Raw genomic sequence first — 20589 nt, 5'->3', positions numbered from 1 at the left:
CCGCCGTCCCTTACTTCTTTTTCATGGGAAACGCGCCACTTGAGACTTTTTGTCGCACTCGACCTTCCTGCCGATCTCCGGGAAACGCTGGCGCTGATGCGCGGTTCCATGCCCGGCGTGCAATGGGTTCCAGCCGAGAATCATCACATCACACTCCGTTTCATCGGAGAAGTCACCGACAGGCACCGGATGGAGGAGATTGATCTCGCCCTCTCCCGCCTTGCCTGGAAACCTTTCGAACTGTCCCTCGCACAGGCCGACATCCGCGAAGGCCTTAATGCGGACAGTCTCCTGATCGGCGTCGAGCGCACACCGCAACTGGATGCACTCCAGTCCCAGGTCGAGAGCGCCCTCCGTCGGGCCGGATGCTTCCCCGCGAAACGGCGCTTTCAGCCCGCCGTCACTCTGGGGCATTTTTCCCCGAGCCAGCGAGCGGACGCCATCCAGTGGGTCCAGCGGCACAACCTGTTCCGCAGCAAACCGATGCCCGTGGAACACGTTACATTGTTCGAGAGCCTGCGCAGCCTTGGTGAACATGTCTACGTTCCCCGGGCCGAATATGCCTGGCAGCCGGACATGCCGCTGATCCCCGAGGAAGAATGACATCACATTCCCCCCAGATCCAGGAGCGTCTTGAGGCGCTTGTTCGGGAAGTCCGGGCCTGCCGGGTCTGCGAAGCCCATCTTCCCCTCGGTGCCCGGCCTCTGATCCATGTTTCGGCAACATCCAGAATCCTGATCGCCAGCCAGGCCCCTGGAACCAAGGCCCATATTGCCGGCAAGTCCTTTTACGATCCGTCCGGCAACCGCCTGCGCAACTGGCTCGGCATTTCTGAAGACGTCTTTTACGACACACGCCATGTCGCCATCTTCCCGATGGGCCTCTGCTATCCCGGACGCCTGCCACAGGGAGGCGACAACCCGCCCCGCCCGGAATGTGCGCCGATCTGGCGTCGTCGGGTCCTGTCGCTCATGCCGGATATCCGTCTGACACTATTGGTCGGAAGCTATTCGCAGAACCACGTTCTGGGGCGTGGCTCGGTCACCGAGCGCGTCAGGAACTTCCGGGATTACCTGCCGGACTACTTCCCCCTGCCCCACCCGTCATGGCGCACGGGTGTCTGGGAAAAGAAAGCACCCTGGTTTCAGGAAGAGGTCATCCCGGCCCTGCGTGAACGCGTTCACGCCATACTGGCTGATCGCTGATCAGGCCGCCTTGGCCTGTTTCAGTGCCTCGACCAGAAACCCTTCCGCGCCCGATGCCATGATCTGCACACCGATCGCCAACAGGATGAGTGCTGCAAGACGGCTGACAATCCGCGTCCCCGTCACACCCAGCATCGCAACAACGCGCTCCGCATAGGCATAAACGACCGCGACCACGACCGCCATCGTGGTTGCCGCAGCCGACACGCCAGCATAATAGTCCGCCGTCGGCATATTCGGCGGCGTGGATGAACTGAGCGCAATGGCCACGGAAATGCTTCCCGGCCCCACCGTGAAAGGCATGGCCAGCGGAAAGAACGCCGTCTCCCGCAGGTCTGGTGTCGTCACCGTCCGGCCACCCTGAAGCGCCTGCTTTTCCTTGCGCGCCTCGGAGGTCTCGGGCTGCAACAACATCAGCCAGGCACGCGACGCCACAACAAGCCCGCCCGTAATCCGCAGCGCATTGATGGAAATCCCGAAGAACCCGAGGATCCAGCTTCCAAACCAGATGGACACCAGCATGATGCCCAGCGAATTCAGCGCCACCTGACGGGCCAGTTCGACAACCTCGCGGCGGTCGCGCCCTTCCGTCGCCTGAGCGAAAATCAGCGATGCCCCAAGCGGATTGATGATCGAAAAGAGCGCCGGAAAGGCAATCAACCAGCTGCTGAGCGTGTTCCCCAGCCCGGGTGCCAGGCTCATGAGCCTGTCAGACCTGACGCAGCCTGTGGCTGGCGCTTGCGTGCCAGACGTTCCTCACCCTTCAGAAAAGCCCGCAGCATCCGATAATCCTCGGAAAAACAGCACACCGTCCCGGCCGTCCTGTCCGGACAGACCGTCAGTCCCAGATCGTTATAGACCGCCATCAGGGACTGGCCAACCTGTATGAAGGCGAGCTTGCAGCCTTCCTGCAACGCCAGATCCCGCAGCCGCCAGATCGCGGCGACACAGTTCCGCTCGGCCCCGGCCGGATCACCCAGACCGATGATGAACTGTCCCGTTCGCAGAAACGGAATGGCCGCACGCCCCGCTTCATCCAGCAGAAGACCGGTCGGGCGCCGCGTTCCAAGCTGCGGGAGCGCATGGGCCAGACTGTGATAGCGACGTGCGTTTTCTGCCGTCCAGGCTTCGAAACGGATCCGCGTCCGGCGCATCCCGCGCCACAGGACATAGAACCCGCACAGGGCCGAAAACCCCAGAAACCAGCGTCCCACGGCCGTATGCGCATCATAGATCATGGACCGCCACCAGATCGGCCCCAGATGACGCTGCACGGCCACCCAGCCAACACCCAGCAGTCCCAGCCCCCATAGCGAGAGCGGTGCCAGCATGGACGGTGTCAGTGGCGCCACCAGAAGATGCGCCCGACGATAATAGCAGTTCCGGAATGGCAACAGCAGCAGCATCACGAGAATGATGACCACCACCCCCTCCCAAGGCGCATGACGCAGCAGCAGCAGCAGAACCGCCGAACCCAGCATCCCGAGCGAGAACTTCCAGGCCAGTGCCACACGCTGAGACAGTCCCCAGGACAGCGCCACCAGCCCGACACCCGCCACCGTCAACAGAAGATCGGCGATCTGCGATACCGCCGCGCCAAGAGCCGACTCAAGAGGAGGCAAATTCGCAACCAGCGCATAGAGCACCAGCAGGATACCCACGACGGCCTGAACGCTCGTCGCCACGGCCACGGAAAAATCCGCTTCCGACTCCCGGATAACCTGACTGGGCCGCACCCGCCGCGGCGCCTGTCCGGCAGACGCCAGAGCCTGCTCACCCCGCAGGAAAAGCTCATGCCCGGCAAACATCAGCCCCGCCAGAAGCAGCGGAATGATGTAGTAGAAGAGCCGGAAAACAAGGATGGCCCCCATGATCTGCGACGCCGGCAGATAGGCCTGCAACGCCAGCAGCATGGCCCCGTCAAAGACGCCCAGGCCCCCCGGCACACTGGCCACAAGACCCGCCGTATAGGACGCGAGATAGATCGCAAGGAACGTCCCGAACCCGAAATGCGCCTCGGGCGGCAGCGGAGGCAGAACGCAGTAGGCAATCAGAGCCGTCGCCGCCATATCCGCCGCGCTGACGGCAATCTGCGCGATCGCAATGCCGGGTCCCGGCAGTTCGATCTCGTATTTCCAGATCCGCACATGCCGCCGGACACGCGCCACCAGCACATAGGCCAGCAGCACACCCCACAGCGCCAACCCTGCCAGACGAAGCAGGAACTCCGGCAGATGGGACAGCACCGGAACGGCATGAGGCTCGATGATCAGGATGCCGCCGATCAGCGCCATCGTCCCCAGCAGATAGGTCGCCGAGCAGAACGCAATGATCTGCGCAATCGCCCCCGGCGCCACGCCCCAGCTCCGGTAGAGCCGAAAACGCACCGCCGCCCCCGAAATCGCCGCACATCCCAGATTATGGGACAGCACATAGGAGCAGAACGCCGCAAAGGCCGAGCGCTTGTAGGACACGTCCGCCCGCACATGCAGACAGGCCAGACGGTCATAGAAAGACAGAATGAAATAGGACAGGAGCGTCGCGGCCCCACCCGCCAGCAGTGCAGAGTCCGGAATGGCGCTCAGACTGGCGGTGATGTCATGCAACGACAGATGCCGCAGCTCCCGCCAGATCACGACCACCGCCGCAACCAGCAGAACCAACCCCACCAGAGCCGGCGCACGGGACATCAGAACCTGCCACCGTCCTTTCGGATGCCCGGCTTCAGGACGCACCGCATCTGCCGGCCCCGTGACCACGGATGCCTGCGCCTCCTCCACGATGGAGGAAACCTGAACATCCTGTGGCCCCTTGTCCGGTCTGTTATCCCTGGGCATGCCCACGGCTCAGTCCTGCACAGGCTCTTCAACAGGCCGCGCAAGCGCATCCCGGATCAGGCCAACCGTCTCCGGCAGCCCGAACAGCGACGCAAAAATCCCGAAGCGCGGCCCTTCGGTCTGACCCAGCAGCACCTCGTACAGGCACCCGAACCAGGACCGCAGTTCCGACTTCGCGAAATAGCGCTTGCCAACTTCGAACACGACATCCTGCACATCGCCCGGTGCCGTATCCGGCGCGAGCTTCGCCAGCTCGTCCGCCAGATCCTCAAGCCCCTTGCGCTCGGTCTCCGTCGGCGCACGATAGGTCTTGTTGGGATAAACCTGCTCCTTGAAATAGGTCAGCGCACACTGCACGAGCCGGTCCACATACGGATGCGTCTCGGGCGACAGCGTCGGATCATAGCGCCGCAGGAACTTCCACAGCGTCTCCGGCTTGTCGGCATTGGCCACGTTCGCAAGGTTCAGCAGCGCCGTATAGGACACCGGGCTGGTGTCTTCCGGACGGATCGTTCCGCCATGGATGAACCATACCGGATTGGCCATCAAATCCGGCCCTTCCTGCGTCTCAGCCTTCTGCACGAGCGTCAGGTAATCATCCGTCGCACGCGGAATGACGTCAAAGAACAGACGCTTGGCCCGCGTCGGCTGCTGGAACATGTACTGCGCCAGACTTTCCGGCGTGCCGTAACGCAGCCATTCCTCAACCGACAGGCCATTGCCCTTGGACTTGCTGATCTTCTGTCCCTGCGCATCAAGGAACAGCTCATAGGTCAGACCCGCAGGCGGCTCTTTGCCCAGAATACGACAGATCTTCGAAGACAGCTTCACACTGTCGATCAGATCCTTGCCGGACATTTCATAGTCCACGCCCAGCGCATACCAGCGCATGGCCCAGTCGGCCTTCCACTGCATCTTGGCATGACCGCCCAGCACGGATGTCTCAAACGTCTTGCCGGTCTCGTCCTTCCAGACAACCGTGCCAGCATCCGGATCAACCTTGATGATCGGAACCTGCATGACCTGTCCGGTCTCTGGATGGATCGGCAGAACCGGCGAATAAGTCGCCCGGCGCTCCGGACCAAGCGTCGGAATAATGGTCGCCACGACTTCATCATGGACTTCAAGCATACGGCGCAGCGCCGCATCGAACGTGCCGTTGGTATAATATTCCGTGGCGGAGGCGAATTCGTAGTCGAAACCGAAACTGTCAAGGAACTGGCGAAGGCGCGCGTTATTATGCGCGGCAAAGCTGTCATATTCGCCAAACGGATCAGGCACCCGCGTCAGCGGCAGACCCAGATGCTTCGCGAGCATCTCCTGCTGCGGCACATTGGTTGGCACCTTGCGCAGCGCGTCCATGTCATCGGAGAACGCGAGCAGACGCGTCGGACGGCCCGTCAGCGCCTCATAGGCCTGACGCACCCAGGTCGTGCGCGCCACTTCGCCGAACGTGCCGATATGCGGCAGACCCGACGGGCCATAACCCGTTTCCAGAAGGGCCGGAGCCTGCTCCGAAGCATCAGAAGCGCGCACATCCATGCGCGCGGTGATTTTTCGCGCCTCTTCGAACGGCCATGCTTTCGGAAGCGGCGCGTCAGGAGAGAGGGACGGGGCGATAGGTGTCTTGGTTTTCTGCATGATTGCCGGAAAAGGTAGGGAGACACTTCTCCCCGGTCAAGCAATACGACACATTGCGATTTCAGCCAGACACATCCTTGTCATTACGAAATATTTCACGGACTTCTGCGCGCTCCCCAAGCCCTTGCAGACAGCCAGCTTTCACGTTCCGTTCGCAAAACCCGCAAAACATCCTCGCCGGATTTTCCCCTACCCGCTACACTGGCGACAATGACCCGCGCCCCCACCTTTCTTTCGCCATTCGACGCTCCGGCCCTCGTCGCCCGTCGCGGCCTGTCCTCGCTCCTCACCCCGGATGGCGAACTGCTGGACCTGACAGCAGAAGAAACCCGCGAGCGCCTCACCCAGCTCCCCCCGCCGCTTCTGGTCCACGGCCCCGCCGCCCTGCGCGCGCTGGATCTCTCCCCGCTGTCCCAGCCCGTCCCATGGTTCGACCTGCTGGACCTCTTCCTGTTCGTCCGCCCCGCGACAACCGTCGCCCCCACCCCGCGCGGACTGGCCCTCGCCCTCGGCATCGAACCCCCCGAAACCATCGGCGCGGACCTCCTCCCCGTCCTGTGCGAAACCCTGCTCGACGAACTGCGGCACAAGGCCGAAACGCCCGAGGGCACCCGCCTGCGCGCCGTGATGGTCCCCCTGACCCGCGCCGGCTGGGCCTGGAGCGGCGAAGTCACAGACGTTCTCGGTACCCCAAGAGACACAACAGGCGCCCATCCCTACGAAGCCATTCGCATCTGGAAACGCCTGCCCCGCTGGGAAGAAACCGCTCCCCGTCCTGCCCCCGGAAGCCAGCCCGTCTCACCCAACGCCGCCCGCCAGCGCCTGCGCGAAATCCTTGGCGAAAACGCCGAAATCCGCCCCGGTCAGGCCGATTTCGCGTCCGTTGCCACGGCCGCTTTCGAGCCGCGCGAAAGCATCGGCTCCCCCAATGTCGTCCTCGCCGAAGCCGGAACCGGCACGGGTAAGACACTCGGCTACATCGCCCCCGCCAGCCTCTGGGCCGAACAGAATGACGGCGCCGTCTGGGTCAGCACCTATACCCGCCATCTCCAGCGCCAGATCGAACAGGAGCTCCGCCGCCTTTACCCGGACGAAACCACCCTGAGAGACAAGGTCGTCGTCCGCAAAGGCCGCGAGAACTATCTGTGCCTGCTGAACATGGAAGACCTGCTCAACGTCGCCACATCCCGCGGCCCTGACGGTTACGCCGCACTTCTTCCGATGGCCCTGCTCGCCCGCTGGGCCGAAGCCAGCCGCGATGGTGACCTCATGGGCGGAGACCTTCCCGGCTGGTTCGGCGAACTCTTTGGCCATGGCACACTATTCGGCGTCGCCGACCGACGGGGCGAATGCATCCACGCCGCCTGCCCGCATTATCAGACCTGCTTCGTCGAACACGGCATCCGCCGCGCCCGTCAGGCCGATCTGGTCGTCGCAAACCATGCCCTCGTTCTCTCGCAGGCCGCCTGGGCCGCTCTCGCCCCACCCGGCCTGCCCGACGAAGACACCACACCCACGCGCTACGTTTTCGACGAAGGCCATCACATCCCCGATGCCGCCGACAGCGCCTTCGCCACAGCCCTGTCCGGCCTCGAAGCCGCAGAACTGCGCCGCTGGCTACTCGGCGCCGAAGGCAGCCGTTCCCGCGCGCGTGGCCTGCAACGCCGCCTGGACGATCTGGTCGAACGCCTCCCCATGATCGACACACCGCTTCAGGCCGCGCTTCAGGCCGCCCGCGCCCTGCCCGCCCCCGGCTGGAGCACGCGCCTGCGCCCGCAGACCGAACAGGACCCGGACCTTCCCCCGCTGCCCGGCGAAACACCCCTGCTGATCCCCGAAGAGCCCGCGCCGGAAAACCCGTCCGAAGCCTTCCTCCGCGCGCTGGACCACCAGCTCCGCGCCCGACAGACCAAGGACAGCCGCGACGGCTATATTTCGGCGGAATGCGACCTGCACCCCGTCAATGAGGATGTCGCCAGCGCCGCCGAAACCCTCAGCCGCGCGCTGACCCGCCTGCGCGATCCCATCAGGATGCTGGCCGACCGCCTCGCCGCACAGGTCGAGGACGACGCGGAAATGGACGCCCCGACCCGCCAGCGCATCGAGGCCATGATCCGCACCCTGCACCGCCGCGCCATCAGCCGCCTCTCCGGCTGGATCGGTATGCTGGACGCACTTCAGACGCCCCCGGAACCGGACGTCACCCCCACCTTCGTGGACTTCATCCGTACCGAACGCCTCCCCCGCACGCGCGCGACACAGGGCGACCACGACATCGGCCTGTACCGGCACTGGCTGGACCCGACCATTCCCTTCGTCTCAACGATCCAGACACCGGCTCACGGCCTGCTCATGACGTCCGCCACCCTACGCGACCAGACCGGCCATGGCGACACGCAGAACGAGGCAAGCTGGCACGCAGCCGAACTGCGTCTGGGCGCCACGCATTTTCTCAAGCCGCCGATCCGTGCCTCGGTCATGAGCCCGTTCGACTACGCGACGCAGACACGCGCCTATGTCATCACGGATGTCTCGGGCGAAATCCCGTCCCTCGCCCACGCTTTCCGCGCCCTGTTCGAAACCGCAGGCGGCGGCGCACTCGGCCTGTTCACGGCCATCCGCCGCCTGCGCGAAGTCCACCGCCGCATCCACGAACCGCTGGAAACGCAGGGCTTCCCGCTCTACGCCCAGCATGTCGATGCGATGGACAACGCGACCCTCGTGGACGTTTTCCGCACCGAAACCCATAGCTGCCTGCTAGGCACGGACGCCATGCGCGACGGCGTGGACGTCCCCGGCGAGGCCCTGCGCATGGTCGTGTTCGAAAAGACACCCTGGCCCCGCCCCGACATCCTGCACCGCGAACGCCGCCGCCTGCTCTCCGAAGGCCGGCCCGGCGATTACGACGACCGCATCACCCGCATGCGCCTGCGACAGGCTTTCGGCCGCCTGATCCGTCAGGGCACCGATCGCGGCGTCTTCGTCATGCTGGACCGCCGCATGCCCTCACGCCTGCTCTCCGCCTTCCCCGACGGCGTGGACGTCCGCCGTATGCCGCTGGCCGAGGCACTGGAAGACATCGCCCGCTTCCTGCGCCCCGCAGAACAGGAAAACGGACCACCCCTCCTTCAGGGCTGAACGAACCGCTGCGCCAGACTGCACGTACACCCGCTTCTGAAAAGACCGCACAAAAAAACCCCCGACCACACGGGCCGGGGGCTCTTCAGGACCCCGAAAGGTCCGGACCGTCATTCAGGCTGACAGGATCAGAAGTTCAGACCCGCCTGCAGGAAGAAATAACGTCCCTGATAGAAGCTGCCATAGGTCGCACCGGCGCTGTTATCCACGCCACTGGCCACGAACGGGGGCCGCTTGTTGGTGATGTTGTTGATGCCGCTCTCAAAGTTCCACTTCTTCCAGCGATAGGCCAGCGTCAGATCCTGTTCGATCATCATCGGCGTCTTGTAACGGCCAGCCGTCGTGGAGTTCAGGAACTCGGACTGGTCGTTCCAGCGCATGCCACCGATGAACTGCACCATGTAGGTGGCCGTGAACGCACCATGGGTCCAGCCAAACGTCGCATAGTCACGAACGCGCGGAATACCATAGGACGCACTGGGATTGTTCGGACCACCCGCATACAGCAGCGCACCTGTATAGTTGGTGAACGACCCACCCGGCACCATCTGCTGCGTGTAGTTCAGCAGGTACTGGAAGTTGTTGGATACCGACAGGACATCGTGACGTGCCACACGGATGCGGTAGTCGAAGTCGAAGTCCACGCCGCTCTCATGCAGCGCACCCGTGTTCTGGTTTATTGCCGAAACCGTGTTGATCTGGCCATTCGACAGACGGTTGATCGTATTGCACAGCGAAGGGCTGGTGCCCGTGTAGCAGCCATCCAGAATATACTGCGTCGGAAGCGCGCTGATCGTGTGGTTGACCGAGTAGTGCCAGAACTCACCGGAGATGGAGAGGTTCGGGATCCAGCGCGGCGTGATGATCGTACCGAACGTGTAGGTCCGTCCGATTTCAGGTGCCAGATGCGCATTGCCGCCACCCAGCGTCGGAACCTGGCCCGTACCGGACTGATGGAACGTGGACGTGTTGATCCCCTGCTTCGCACAGGTTGCCGCAACCGCCGCCGAAGCAGCACCATACGTACCAACCTGGCCCGCATCGCACGGATCATTGGCAAGGTTGTAGCTGAGCGACTGGCCGCCATACAGTTCATACACGTTCGGCTGACGATAGGACGTGCCGATCGTACCGCGGAAACGGATGTCCCGTGTCGGAGCCCAGTTGATGGACGCCTTCCAGTTCTTCGCCGTATCCGACGTCGTGCTGTAGCCCGACGCACGACCCTGCACGTCGACCGTCAGATCCTTCGCCAGGAAGACGTTCTTCAGAAGCGTCGCCTTGGCTTCCGCATAACCTTCCGTCACGTCGAAGCCACCGCTGGTCGGCAGAACCGTGTTGGTCAGGCTCTGCCCGCTGCTGATCAGTTCGTCAGGCGTGTTGGTCAGCTGCTCGCCACGATGTTCGAAGCCCAGCGCAATACCCAGATCGCCGCCGCCCTTCCAGGGCATTGTCGTCACATGGTTGTTGTTGATGCGCAGGTTCCAGTCACGAAGCTGGTAATGCGAATGCGTGTTCGTGTTGTAGTTGACGTAGGACGCAGCCTGGCTGCCCATCGTCCCGAACGGATTGCTGCACCCGAAGGACGGGCACACCGACGGATTATAGACAAGCGCGCTCGACGCGTTGGACGGATCGGTCTGCTGCAGACCATAGGCGTTCAGCAGGTTCGTGTAGGACCCGACATTCTCCATATGGTCCGTCGACATGTTGGAACCATAGGTATACGACACGTCGTAATTCCAGCCATACGCAATCTCGCCATTTACGCCCACCTTCGCGGTGACTGTGTCAGTGGCGTTCTCGTCACGGCGATCCCCGAGCTCCGTCAGACGCTTCGTGACATCTACGTCCTGACCGAACGGATTGTTCGGATCATTCGCCGGCACCGTCAGAACGGACGGCAGGGTGCTGGGAGGCACGGACCCGTCGAACGGCTCGGCCGCCATGTAGGTGGAACTGGTCCGATGCGAGTACATCACATTGGAATACAGGTTGGCATGCCGGTTGAATTCGTAGTGGAAATCACCCGAAAGGCTGGCATTCTGAAGCTGGTTGAGCAGGCTCTGATGACGGCCGTAATCATAACGGTTGTTCGTGCCCCACTCGCTGACCGTCTTGCCATCCGGCGCAACAGCAGCACTCAGACCCGTCGCACTGTTCTGGACATGCGTGTAGTTCGAATAACCGGAACCGAAGGCCTCTCCACCCGCACCCACGGGGTTATCCGTCAGCTGCACCGGGTTGGCCCAGCCGCGGTCACGCTGCAGGACACCGCCCTGCGTCATGTACTGGCCGAACAGCGTCAGGTTGCCCTTGTCATGATCGAAATTCCAGCCCTTGTAGGCGGAGATCATGCCCGTATCGTTGTCGCCATGGCCGGTGATGCCACCACGGATCGTGATGTTTCCATCCGAAAGGTCATGGCGCATCTTGATGTTGATGACGCCCGACACGGCATCCGCACCATAAAGCTCGGAACCGCCGTCTTTCAGGATTTCGACGCTGGCGATCTGCTGGACCGGCAGGGCGTTCAGATCGATACAGTTCGACTGACCGTTCAGCGTGGCGCGCTTGCCGTCGATCAGGACGAGCACGCGGTTGGAGCCGAGGTTACGGATATCGGTACAGGCCGCACCACCCGTGCCATTGGTCTCCGCGTTGTTCGATCCCGTTCCGCCGATGGACGGAATACGTGCGAAGAAGTCGCTGAGCGTCGTCGCGCCCGTCTGCTGGATCTGCTTTGCCGTCACGATCTGGACGGGGTTGGCGTTCTGGTTGTTCGAGGAGGCCAGCGCCGATCCCGTGACAACCATACGCTCGGTGCCGCCCGAAACGCTCGGGGTTTCCAGAGCAGCTGCACGGCTGCGTCGCCTTGCACCGGATGAAGTTGTGGTGACCGGCACGGCAACAGCGGAAGCCGTGGCAGGCGCAGCAGCGGTGGACGTGGAACCCTTGGCAGCTTTGGAAGCGGTCGTCTTGTGATGCACAGCTTTGTGGGCACTCTGCTCGGACTGCGTCGTGGATGCGGCGAATGCCGTCCCCGACAGGGTTCCAACTCCGAGAATTGATGCACACAGCAACAGGTGACGACGAGACGTGTTCAGCAAAGAACAAAATCCTTCAGAAGAATGATGACGTCTCTCTAAAGATCTCAAAGCGTGACTGTCACGAAAAATACATATCAGCCATGCTCTAAACGCTCACTTAGATGCAACATGTGTGAAAATCGCAACACAATACCCTGACCCGGTTTTATCGTTGCATATTAGTAACTAAGCAGCCAAAGAAAAAGCCCCTGACCCGCAGGCCAGAGGCTTTTTTGCAACATCTGGGAGCCTTCCCCGCCCCTTCCGGAGAAGGGACAGGAAAGGGACCGGACTTCGATCAGAAGTCCATGTCACCCATGCCGCCCATGCCACCCGGAGCAGCGGCCGGAGCCTTCTTCTCGGGGCGCTCGGCAACCATGGCTTCCGTCGTGATCAGCAGACCACCAACCGAAGCGGCGTCCTGCAGGGCCGTACGCACAACCTTGGTCGGATCGATGATACCGGCCGACACAAGATCCTTGTACTCACCCTTCTGGGCGTCGAAGCCGAAGACATAGCCGTCGTTCTCAAGCACCTTGCCTGCGATGACCGCACCGTCTTCACCAGCGTTGAACGCGATCTGGCGCAGCGGAGCCTGCAGGGCCTTGCGGACGATCTCGCCACCGACGCGCTGGTCGTCGTTGTCGAAGGTCAGACCCTTCAGAGCGGAGGATGCGCGGGCCAGAGCCGTACCACCACCCGGAACGATGCCTTCTTCAACGGCAGCGCGGGTTGCGTGCAGGGCATCGTCAACGCGATCCTTGCGCTCCTTCACCTCGACCTCGGTGCTGCCACCGACGCGGATGACGGCAACGCCACCAGCCAGCTTGGCCAGACGCTCCTGGAGCTTCTCACGGTCGTAGTCGGACGTCGTTTCCTCGATCTGCGCACGGATCTGGTTGCAACGGCCCTTGATGTCGTCGCTGTTGCCAGCGCCTTCGACGATCGTGGTGTTTTCCTTCTCGATGTGGATCTTCTTGGCGCGACCCAGCATTTCGAGCGTGACGGATTCCAGCTTGATCCCGATGTCTTCGGAGATCACCTGGCCGCCCGTCAGGATGGCGATGTCTTCCAGCATGGCCTTGCGACGGTCACCGAAGCCCGGAGCCTTGACGGCAGCGATCTTCAGACCACCACGCAGCTTGTTCACGACCAGCGTGGCCAGTGCTTCACCATCGACGTCTTCGGCGATGATCACCAGCGGACGGCCGGACTGAACAACGCTTTCGAGAAGCGGCAGCATCGGCTGAAGCGAGGAGAGCTTCTTTTCGTGGATCAGGATGTACGGGCTGTCGAGATCAGCCGTCATCTTCTCCGGGTTCGTCACGAAGTACGGGGAGATGTAGCCACGGTCGAACTGCATGCCCTCGACAACGTCGAGTTCCGTGTGCAGGCCCTTGGCTTCTTCCACCGTAATGACGCCTTCGGAACCAACCTTCTGCATGGCAGAAGCGATCATCTGGCCGATCTCGGTCTCGCCATTGGCGGAAATCGTGCCGACCTGGGCGATTTCTTCCGGAGACGTGATCTTCTTCGTGTTGTTCTTCAGTTCGTCAACAACAACGCCAACAGCCTTGTCGATGCCGCGCTTGAGATCCATCGGGTTCATGCCAGCAGCAACAGCCTTGGCGCCCTCACGGATGATGGCCTGGGCCAGCACGGTTGCGGTCGTGGTGCCGTCGCCTGCGATGTCGTTCGTCTTGGACGCGACTTCGCGGACCATCTGGGCGCCCATGTTCTCGAACTTGTCAGCCAGTTCGATTTCCTTGGCAACCGACACACCGTCCTTGGTGATGCGCGGTGCGCCAAAGCTCTTGTCGAGAACAACGTTACGACCCTTCGGGCCCAGCGTCACCTTGACGGCATTTGCGAGGATATCAACGCCACGCAGCATACGCTCGCGGGCATCAGCGCCGAACTTTACGTCCTTGGCAGCCATAATTCTTACTCCTGAATGAGGGTCTTACGAGAGGAAACGGGGACGGCTGATCAGCCGATCACACCCATGATGTCGCTCTCTTTCATGATCAGCAGCTCCTCGCCGTCGATCTTGACCTCGGTGCCGGACCACTTGCCGAACAGCACCTTGTCACCAGCCTTGACGTCCAGAGCCACGACCTGACCCTGCTCGTTGCGGGCACCCGGGCCGACAGAAACGACTTCGCCTTCGGTCGGCTTGTCCTTGGCGGTGTCAGGAATGATGATGCCGCCAGCGGTCTTCTCTTCGCCCGTCAGGCGACGGACCACCACGCGGTCATGAAGGGGACGAAACTTCGTCATGGATCGCTCCATTTATGGCCACACCCTTGTACAAAGCAGCGTGACCGGGTTGCTGCACTCAATGACTGCAGTGCATTTTGGCACTCTCTTATGGAGAGTGCCAAAGACATAGTCGCCCCCACCCTCTGCGTCAAGGATTCTCGCTTTCGTCCGAAGGTGCTCCGGAAGAAAGTTTCCGCCCGTCCAGAAGCGCCTGCATCCGCTGTTTCTCAAGCGTTTCAGCCAGTTTCTGCCCCCTGGTCCGGCCGTGCAGACGGCGGTTCGCATCAGCGACCTTCGCATCCTCTACGCTCTTGCGGCGTTTGCGTTCCCGACGGAGATTGATGACGTCGCTCATGGCTCATGGCCTTCCGGGCATTACAAGACTGGATACACAGACATGAAACACAGCCCCTCGGACAACAAAACCCCTGCTTCCAGCGCTGACGGTCACATGACCAGCCTGACGGCATCCGATGGCCACAGCTTCAAGGCCTGGGAAGCCGGCTCCGCGGAGTCGCCCTTCGCCGTCATCGTCGTGCAGGAAATTTTCGGCCTCACCACCCATATCCGCAACGTCTGCAACGACTTCGCAGCCGAAGGCTTCCACGTCCTGGCCCCGGCCGTCTTCGACCGCGTCAAACCCGACGTCATTCTGGAATACACGCAGGCCGGCGTGACTGAGGGTCTCGAACTGCGCAGCAGGATCCCGTCCGACAAGATCCTCGCCGACATCGCGGCCTGCGCAAAGGCTCTGCGCGAGGCTGGCCACAAGAAAGTCGGCATCATCGGCTTCTGCTGGGGCGGTCTCCTCGCCTGGCTCACCGCCACCCGTACCCATGACGTGGACGCAGCCGTGAGCTGGTATGGCGGCAGCATCGGCAACCATGTCGAAACCGCACCGCACTGCCCGGTCGAACTGCATTTCGGCGGCGAGGATTCCTCCATCCCCCACACCGAAATCCAGAAAATCCGCGACGCCCGCCCCGAGGTCGAGGAATACGTCTATGACGACGCCGGTCACGGCTTCGGCTGCCCCGAGCGCCCGAGCTTCAACCGCGATGCCCGTGACCTCGCCTGGTCCCGCAGCGTCGATTTCCTGAAGTCTCATCTCGAACAGAAGTGAGCCCCACCATGACCACGGACAACATCGCCGGAAAGGTCGTCCTCATCACGGGCGGCAGTTCCGGACTCGGCGAAGCCACGGCCCGTTACCTTGCCGCTCAGGGCGCAAAAGTGGCCATCGCCGCCCGCCGCCGTGACCGGCTGGACGAGATCGTCTCCGAACTCACGGCACAGGGCCAGACCGCCCGCGCCTATACACTCGACGTCACAAAACGCTCCGAGGTGGAAGACACCGTCGCCGCCGTCACCCGCGATTTCGGCCGTCTGGACGTTCTGGTGAACAACGCCGGTCTCATGGCCATCGCCCCCATCCAGAAGCTGATGGTCGATGAGTGGGACCGGATGATCGACATCAACATCAAGGGCGTGCTCTACGGCGTCGCCGCCGCCCTGCCGGTGTTCGAAAAACAGAAATCCGGACATGTCATCAACCTGTCCTCCGTCGCTGGTCTGAAGGTCTTTGCTCCGGGCGGGACCGTCTATTCCGGCACAAAATTCGCGGTCCGCGCCATCAGCGAAGGCCTGCGACAGGAAGCCGGCAACACCTTCCGCGTCACCTCCATCGAGCCCGGCGCGGTCCAGAGCGAACTCAAGTCCGGAAGCGGCGACACAGACAGTCGCAAAACCGTGGAAGAGTTCTATAAGATGGCGATCCCGGCGGACTCAGTGGCCCGTGCCATCGCCTTCGCCATTTCACAGCCTGACGACGTGGACATCAACGAGATCGTCCTGCGCCCGACCAGACAGGAGTTTTAAGATGAGCAGCAATCCGCTCGAAGCCGACCCCAAGCGCGACGCCGCAATCCGCCACGAAGCGCGCCTCCTGTGGGAAGCCGACGGCAAGCCGGCCTGCGGCCCCGAAGGCTATATCGAGAAGGCGACCGACCTGATCGCCATCAAGGGCGTCCCGCAGGGCACCCCGGTCAAGGACCTGCCGCCGCCGGAACTCGACGGCGTTGAAATCGACGATGCCCGTGCAGGCATTGATGTCGACGCAGATCCGAACCACAATTTCGACTGATCCCCTCAGCCGATCACGGTTCCAGCCGCGCCCGCATCACGCAGGCGCGGCATCCGCAGAGCCTCAGCCCTGCTTCAGAACACGCCCAGCGACAGCATCGAGCTTGGCCATCAGCTTCGGATCACGGGCAGCAGGCGCCGTAATGATCGCATGATCCAGAGCCCGCTCGGCGCTCGCATCCACCGGACGCTTCCTGCCCAGCACCGGAATGACCGCCTTCACCAGGCGACGCGCATTATCCGCATTCCCCTTCATGACCTTCACGACAGCCTCGACCGTCACACTGTCATGGTCGGAGTGCCAGCAGTCGAAATCCGTGACCATCGCAACAGTTGCGTAGTTCATCTCCGCTTCACGGGCGAGCTTGGCTTCCGGCATGTTCGTCATGCCCACCACCGAACAGCCCCAGGACCGGTACAATTCGCTCTCGGCGCGGGTTGAGAACTGCGGACCTTCCATCACCAGATACGTCCCGCCCCGCGTGAACGGAATCCCAAGCGAAGCCGCCTCGCCCTGCACCACATCCAGCACACGCGCCGAAACCGGATCCGCCATGCCGACATGCGCCACACAGCCCGTGTCGAAGAAGCTCTTCTCACGCGCAAAGCTGCGGTCAATGAACTGGTCCACCAGCACGAAATGACCCGGCGGCAGCTCTTCCTTGAGCGACCCCACAGCCGAAAGCGACAGGATATCCGTCACACCGGCCCGCTTGAGCGCATCGATATTGGCGCGGAAGTTCAGACGCGACGGCGGAATGGGATGCCCCCGCCCGTGACGCGGCAGGAACACGCACTGCACGCCCTCGAACGTGCCGAACAGCAGTTCATCCGAAGGCTCGCCCCAGGGCGTTTCCACCCGGCGCCATTCCTTGTTCTCGAGTCCGTCAATGTCATACAGCCCCGAGCCACCGATCACACCGATGACGGGCTGGATTTCCTGTTCCGAAGACATGTCTGTTCCTGATTTCTGGTTGATCCGCTCGCCCGTTCTGGACCACGAGACGGCCCGACACGCAAGCCTTGCCGCCCGCAAGCCGCGTGTTGCAGCATTCAGAGAAACTTTTTCACAAAACGTGGCCGTTTTTACGAAATGAAAACGTCTTTGCGCCATCGTCCCGCCACGGATGCCCGCAACGAATGAACGTCAGACATGCATCCGCCAACTGTTCGGCGACGGCACGATTTGCTAGGACACTGCGCGTAACGAAGTTTTGTCCTGTATAGACGGGGGAAGAAAACATGGACCAGATCAGCCCAGGTTTCGCCGAAACCGTTCGTCCAGACGTGCCTCACGACGCCCTCAAGCAGGACGCCAAAGCCTGGTTCGAAACCCTCCGCGACCGCATCTGCGCGTCCTACGAAAAACTCGAAGACGAAGCAGCCGAAGGTGGTTCGCAGGTCCTGCGTGACCGCACGGCCCCCGGCCGTTTCGAACGCACCGCCTGGGAGCGACCCGAAGGCGGCGCCGGCGTGATGTCCGTCATGCGCGGTCGCGTGTTCGAGAAGGTCGGCGTCAACGTCTCGACCGTCTGGGGCGAGTTCTCCCCCGAATTTCGCAAGAACATCCCCGGTGCCGACGAAGACCCGCGCTTTTTCGCCACCGGCGTGTCCCTTGTCGCACATCCCTGCAACCCGCATGTCAGTGCCGCGCATTTCAACACGCGCATGATCGTCACGACGAAGGGTTGGTTCGGCGGCGGCGGCGACATCACCCCGATGTTCCCCGAAAGCGCGGAAGCCCAGTCGGACGCCGCCTATTTCCACAAATCCTTCGAAGACGCCTGCAACCGCCACGACCCGGAGCATTATCCCCGCTTCAAGGAATGGTGTGACCGCTACTTCCACCTGCATCACCGCAACGAACCGCGCGGTCTGGGTGGCATCTTCTACGACCAGTTCTATACCGGTGACGTCGATCTGGACTTCGCCTTCACCAAAGACGTCGGCATGGCCTTCCACGACGCCTACCCGGCCGTCGTCCGCCACCGCATGTTCACCCCCTGGACCGAAGCCGACCGCGACGCCCAGCTCATCCGCCGCGGCCGCTACGTCGAATTCAACCTGCTCCATGACCGCGGCACGCTGTTCGGCCTCAAAACGGGCGGCAACACCGAAGCTATCCTGATGAGCATGCCGCCGGAAGTCCGCTGGCCGTGAGACTGACCCGACGTGCAGCCCTGAAGGGGCTGGCGGCTCTGACCGGAGCCGCTCCCCTCCTGAAAAACCTGGCCCGCGCTGGCGCCCTGACGGATGTCCAGCTCCTTCTGGGCGGCACGCTCGCCTCCATTCCCGGCCAGTTCGCGGAACTCGCAAATGGCGCCCTGTCCCATGCGCTGGATCTGGATACGCCTCTCGAACTGACCCCCGACATCGGACAAGACGGCGTCCGCGCTGCCAATCTGTTCGACGCCAACAGCGCGCCCGACGGCAGCACGGCCCTGGTCCTGCCCGCTGCCACACTTCTGGCATCGCTGACCGGCGACTCCCGCGTCCATTATGATTTCGGCCGCTGGACCCCCGTTCTCGTGGCCTCCACGACCACCGTCGTCATCGCGCGCACGGAACTGCACAAAACCCTGCGCAGCCGCCTGACAGGCTTCTTCCATGACCATCCTGTCCGCCTCGCAGTCTCGCGGGTCGGCGGACCGGAACTGAACGCCTTGATGGGCCTGTCCCTGCTCGGCCTGCGTCCCGTTCCCATGCCCGGCTATGTCGATTCCTCAACGGCCCTGGCCGCGCTTCATGCCGGAACAGTCGATGCCGTTCAGGTCTCGCCCTACACGCTGGACCGCCCGCTGGATGACGTCCTCGCCAACCTCCCCGAAGGCACGAGCGCCATCTATTCCACCGGCGACCTGACCGACACGCATTCGACGACCATTCCCATTTTCATGGAAGCCTATCAGCAGGCCCGGCACCGCCCGCCCGAAGGCCCGTTCTATCACGCCTGTCAGGCCGTCTCCGCTGCAGCCGACACGGCCATGGCCATTGCCCTGCCGATGCTGACATCATCCGACGTCGTCACACGATGGAGCCATGCCTGCTCGGCCGCCGCCGCGGATTCCGGCGTGCGAAGCTGGGCCGATATGCATCATTTCAAGCTGGCGACGGGTGAAAATGCCGCCCCGTTCCTGTCACGGACGGTCCCCGATCTCGGCGCCACGCTCGCCCTACGCCGCTGGCTCGCCGTCAACACGCCCCGCTGGCGCGAAGGGCAGGAAACCCGCCACATCTGACAGGCTCAGCGGCGGCGGGTCTTCAGCAGAATGCGAACAGACCCGTGATTGGCCGCATGGGGATGCACCACGGCCAGCACCATGGACCGCAGATCCCCCCGCTGAAGCCACATCGGCAGTTCGCGACGGATCAGCCCGCTGGTCTGCCCGCTCCCCAGTCCTGTCACGACCTCGACACAGCGCCAGTTCCGCACCCGTGCGCGCTGCATGAAATCATACAGCCGCTCGAACGCCTCCTGCACGACATAACCATGCAGATCGAGCCGCGCATCGACCTTCATCTGCCCGCGTGACAGACGCTTCCAGCTTGTATCGTCCAACCCCGGCGCCCGCACACCAACGGCCAGCTCTGCCGGCCGGGAAACAGGCTTCTTCGGCTGGGCCGGAACAAAGGACCGTCGCGCCGGCAAAGGCGCAGACCGCGCAATGTCCGGCATGGACGCAGGCGGCTCGGCCTTGACCACAGGCATCATGCGTTTCGGAGCCCGCGGAGAACGCAGCGGCTTGATGTCGCGGACCACCATCCGCCACAGGGTCGCCTCGTCCTCCCTCAGATCCCGCTTCGCCACGCCGTCCTCACTTCCTGTCTGACCACCCCTCCCAAAAAACGGGATTCAGGCCCCGAGCATGTAACGGCTTCCGGCAGCGTTGAACAATGTTCTTTCGGGATTTCGGGACTTTCGCTGCCCTGATACGTTCACAGTCCGGGTTCCATTTCAGAAAGAACAGAACCATGAGCCATCTCTCCCAGGAAGAACGCGACAAACTGCCTGACAGCGCTTTCGGCCTCCCTGAAAAGCGCGCCTACCCGATCGATACCCGCGCCCGCGCCAGCAACGCCAAGGCCCGCGCCACACAGGAATACGAGCGCGGCCTCCTCACCGCCGAAGAGCGTGACCGGATCGACAAGGCCGCCGACCGCCGCCTCGCCCAGAACGACTGAACCGGAACGATCAGACCACAGGCACCATCGGAAATTCACTTGACCTTAAGGGTCATGGCGTCAGTCTCGCCAGCACCGGGCATGAGAATGTCC

Annotated in this window: 18 protein-coding genes; 9 read left to right on the top strand and 9 right to left on the bottom strand. The window is 62.7% G+C overall.

Going from position 1 to position 20589, the window contains the following annotated elements; all coding sequences use genetic code 11:
• Positions 1 to 39 precede the first annotated feature (39 nt).
• The gene (gene thpR / locus HKD24_RS01155; RefSeq protein WP_194258632.1) at positions 40 to 603 is read left to right on the top strand and encodes an RNA 2',3'-cyclic phosphodiesterase; all 564 of its coding nucleotides are present in this window, start codon (positions 40 to 42) and stop codon (positions 601 to 603) included.
• Positions 600 to 1205 (top strand): uracil-DNA glycosylase family protein, encoded by a 606-nt coding sequence (locus tag HKD24_RS01150; RefSeq protein WP_194258631.1) that lies wholly within the window; start codon positions 600 to 602, stop codon positions 1203 to 1205. Before thpR ends, HKD24_RS01150 begins: the two co-directional genes overlap by 4 nt.
• Here HKD24_RS01150 and HKD24_RS01145 read toward each other — a convergent pair whose 3' ends face one another.
• The 3 genes from HKD24_RS01145 to HKD24_RS01135 all read right to left on the bottom strand — a co-directional run bounded on the left by HKD24_RS01145 (position 1206) and on the right by HKD24_RS01135 (position 5683).
• Positions 1206 to 1907 carry a MarC family protein gene (locus HKD24_RS01145; protein WP_194258630.1) on the bottom strand — a complete coding sequence of 234 codons (702 nt, stop codon included), beginning with the start codon at positions 1905 to 1907 and terminating at the stop codon, positions 1206 to 1208.
• Complete coding sequence (locus tag HKD24_RS01140) at positions 1904 to 3895, bottom strand: lysylphosphatidylglycerol synthase domain-containing protein (protein WP_407646337.1); 1992 nt, start codon at positions 3893 to 3895, stop codon at positions 1904 to 1906. The genes HKD24_RS01145 and HKD24_RS01140 overlap by 4 nt, the downstream gene beginning before the upstream one ends.
• A 156-nt stretch (positions 3896 to 4051) precedes the next feature.
• On the bottom strand, positions 4052 to 5683 hold the full coding sequence (locus tag HKD24_RS01135) for a lysine--tRNA ligase (RefSeq protein ID WP_194258629.1): 1632 nt from the start codon (positions 5681 to 5683) through the stop codon (positions 4052 to 4054).
• 210 nt (positions 5684 to 5893) lie between these two features.
• On the opposite strand from HKD24_RS01135, the gene HKD24_RS01130 reads away from it, so the two are divergent.
• Entirely contained in the window at positions 5894 to 8821 is a 2928-nt protein-coding gene (locus tag HKD24_RS01130) for an ATP-dependent DNA helicase (protein ID WP_194258628.1), read from the top strand.
• Between the two features lie 128 nt (positions 8822 to 8949).
• On the opposite strand, the gene HKD24_RS01125 is transcribed toward HKD24_RS01130, so the two are convergent.
• The 4 genes from HKD24_RS01125 to HKD24_RS01110 all read right to left on the bottom strand — a co-directional run bounded on the left by HKD24_RS01125 (position 8950) and on the right by HKD24_RS01110 (position 14527).
• On the bottom strand, positions 8950 to 11931 hold the full coding sequence (locus HKD24_RS01125) for a TonB-dependent receptor domain-containing protein (RefSeq protein ID WP_194258627.1): 2982 nt from the start codon (positions 11929 to 11931) through the stop codon (positions 8950 to 8952).
• A gap of 277 nt (positions 11932 to 12208) precedes the next feature.
• On the bottom strand, positions 12209 to 13849 hold the full coding sequence (gene groL / locus HKD24_RS01120) for a chaperonin GroEL (RefSeq protein WP_062507491.1): 1641 nt from the start codon (positions 13847 to 13849) through the stop codon (positions 12209 to 12211).
• Positions 13850 to 13899: 50 nt separating this feature from the next.
• Positions 13900 to 14190 carry a co-chaperone GroES gene (gene groES, locus HKD24_RS01115; RefSeq protein WP_024717078.1) on the bottom strand — a complete coding sequence of 97 codons (291 nt, stop codon included), beginning with the start codon at positions 14188 to 14190 and terminating at the stop codon, positions 13900 to 13902.
• Between the two features lie 130 nt (positions 14191 to 14320).
• A complete protein-coding gene (locus HKD24_RS01110; RefSeq protein ID WP_194258626.1) occupies positions 14321 to 14527 on the bottom strand; it encodes a DUF4169 family protein in 207 nt (68 codons plus the stop codon).
• A 42-nt stretch (positions 14528 to 14569) separates the two neighbouring features.
• Here HKD24_RS01110 and HKD24_RS01105 point away from each other — a divergent pair, with 42 nt between their 5' ends.
• Genes HKD24_RS01105 through HKD24_RS01095 form a run of 3 tightly spaced genes read left to right on the top strand, consistent with a single transcriptional unit; the run spans position 14570 to position 16315 of the window.
• Positions 14570 to 15295, top strand: a complete 726-nt coding sequence (locus HKD24_RS01105; protein ID WP_228124079.1) for a dienelactone hydrolase family protein — start codon at positions 14570 to 14572, stop codon at positions 15293 to 15295.
• Positions 15296 to 15303: 8 nt separating this feature from the next.
• A complete protein-coding gene (locus HKD24_RS01100) occupies positions 15304 to 16050 on the top strand; it encodes an SDR family oxidoreductase (RefSeq protein WP_194258625.1) in 747 nt (248 codons plus the stop codon).
• A 1-nt stretch (position 16051) separates the two neighbouring features.
• Positions 16052 to 16315, top strand: coding sequence for a hypothetical protein (locus tag HKD24_RS01095; RefSeq protein ID WP_228124078.1), 264 nt, complete (start codon positions 16052 to 16054; stop codon positions 16313 to 16315).
• Between the two features lie 63 nt (positions 16316 to 16378).
• On the opposite strand, the gene HKD24_RS01090 is transcribed toward HKD24_RS01095, so the two are convergent.
• A complete protein-coding gene (locus HKD24_RS01090; protein ID WP_194258624.1) occupies positions 16379 to 17269 on the bottom strand; it encodes an S-methyl-5'-thioadenosine phosphorylase in 891 nt (296 codons plus the stop codon).
• A gap of 287 nt (positions 17270 to 17556) precedes the next feature.
• Here HKD24_RS01090 and hemF point away from each other — a divergent pair, with 287 nt between their 5' ends.
• Together hemF and HKD24_RS01080 are read left to right on the top strand one after the other, a co-directional pair.
• Complete coding sequence (hemF, locus tag HKD24_RS01085) at positions 17557 to 18474, top strand: oxygen-dependent coproporphyrinogen oxidase (protein ID WP_194258623.1); 918 nt, start codon at positions 17557 to 17559, stop codon at positions 18472 to 18474.
• On the top strand, positions 18471 to 19553 hold the full coding sequence (locus HKD24_RS01080) for a type 2 periplasmic-binding domain-containing protein (RefSeq protein ID WP_194258622.1): 1083 nt from the start codon (positions 18471 to 18473) through the stop codon (positions 19551 to 19553). Before hemF ends, HKD24_RS01080 begins: the two co-directional genes overlap by 4 nt.
• Before the next feature lie 5 nt (positions 19554 to 19558).
• Here HKD24_RS01080 and HKD24_RS01075 read toward each other — a convergent pair whose 3' ends face one another.
• Positions 19559 to 20122, bottom strand: coding sequence for a Smr/MutS family protein (locus HKD24_RS01075; protein WP_322783261.1), 564 nt, complete (start codon positions 20120 to 20122; stop codon positions 19559 to 19561).
• Positions 20123 to 20286: 164 nt separating this feature from the next.
• Here HKD24_RS01075 and HKD24_RS01070 point away from each other — a divergent pair, with 164 nt between their 5' ends.
• Complete coding sequence (locus tag HKD24_RS01070) at positions 20287 to 20496, top strand: hypothetical protein (protein WP_194258621.1); 210 nt, start codon at positions 20287 to 20289, stop codon at positions 20494 to 20496.
• The last annotated feature ends 93 nt before the right edge of the window (positions 20497 to 20589 follow it).

The sequence above is a fragment of the Gluconobacter vitians genome (assembly GCF_015244565.1).
GTDB lineage: Bacteria > Pseudomonadota > Alphaproteobacteria > Acetobacterales > Acetobacteraceae > Gluconobacter > Gluconobacter vitians.
Note: the sequence above shows the minus strand (reverse complement) of the source record. Positions and strands in the feature narration are given on the sequence as shown.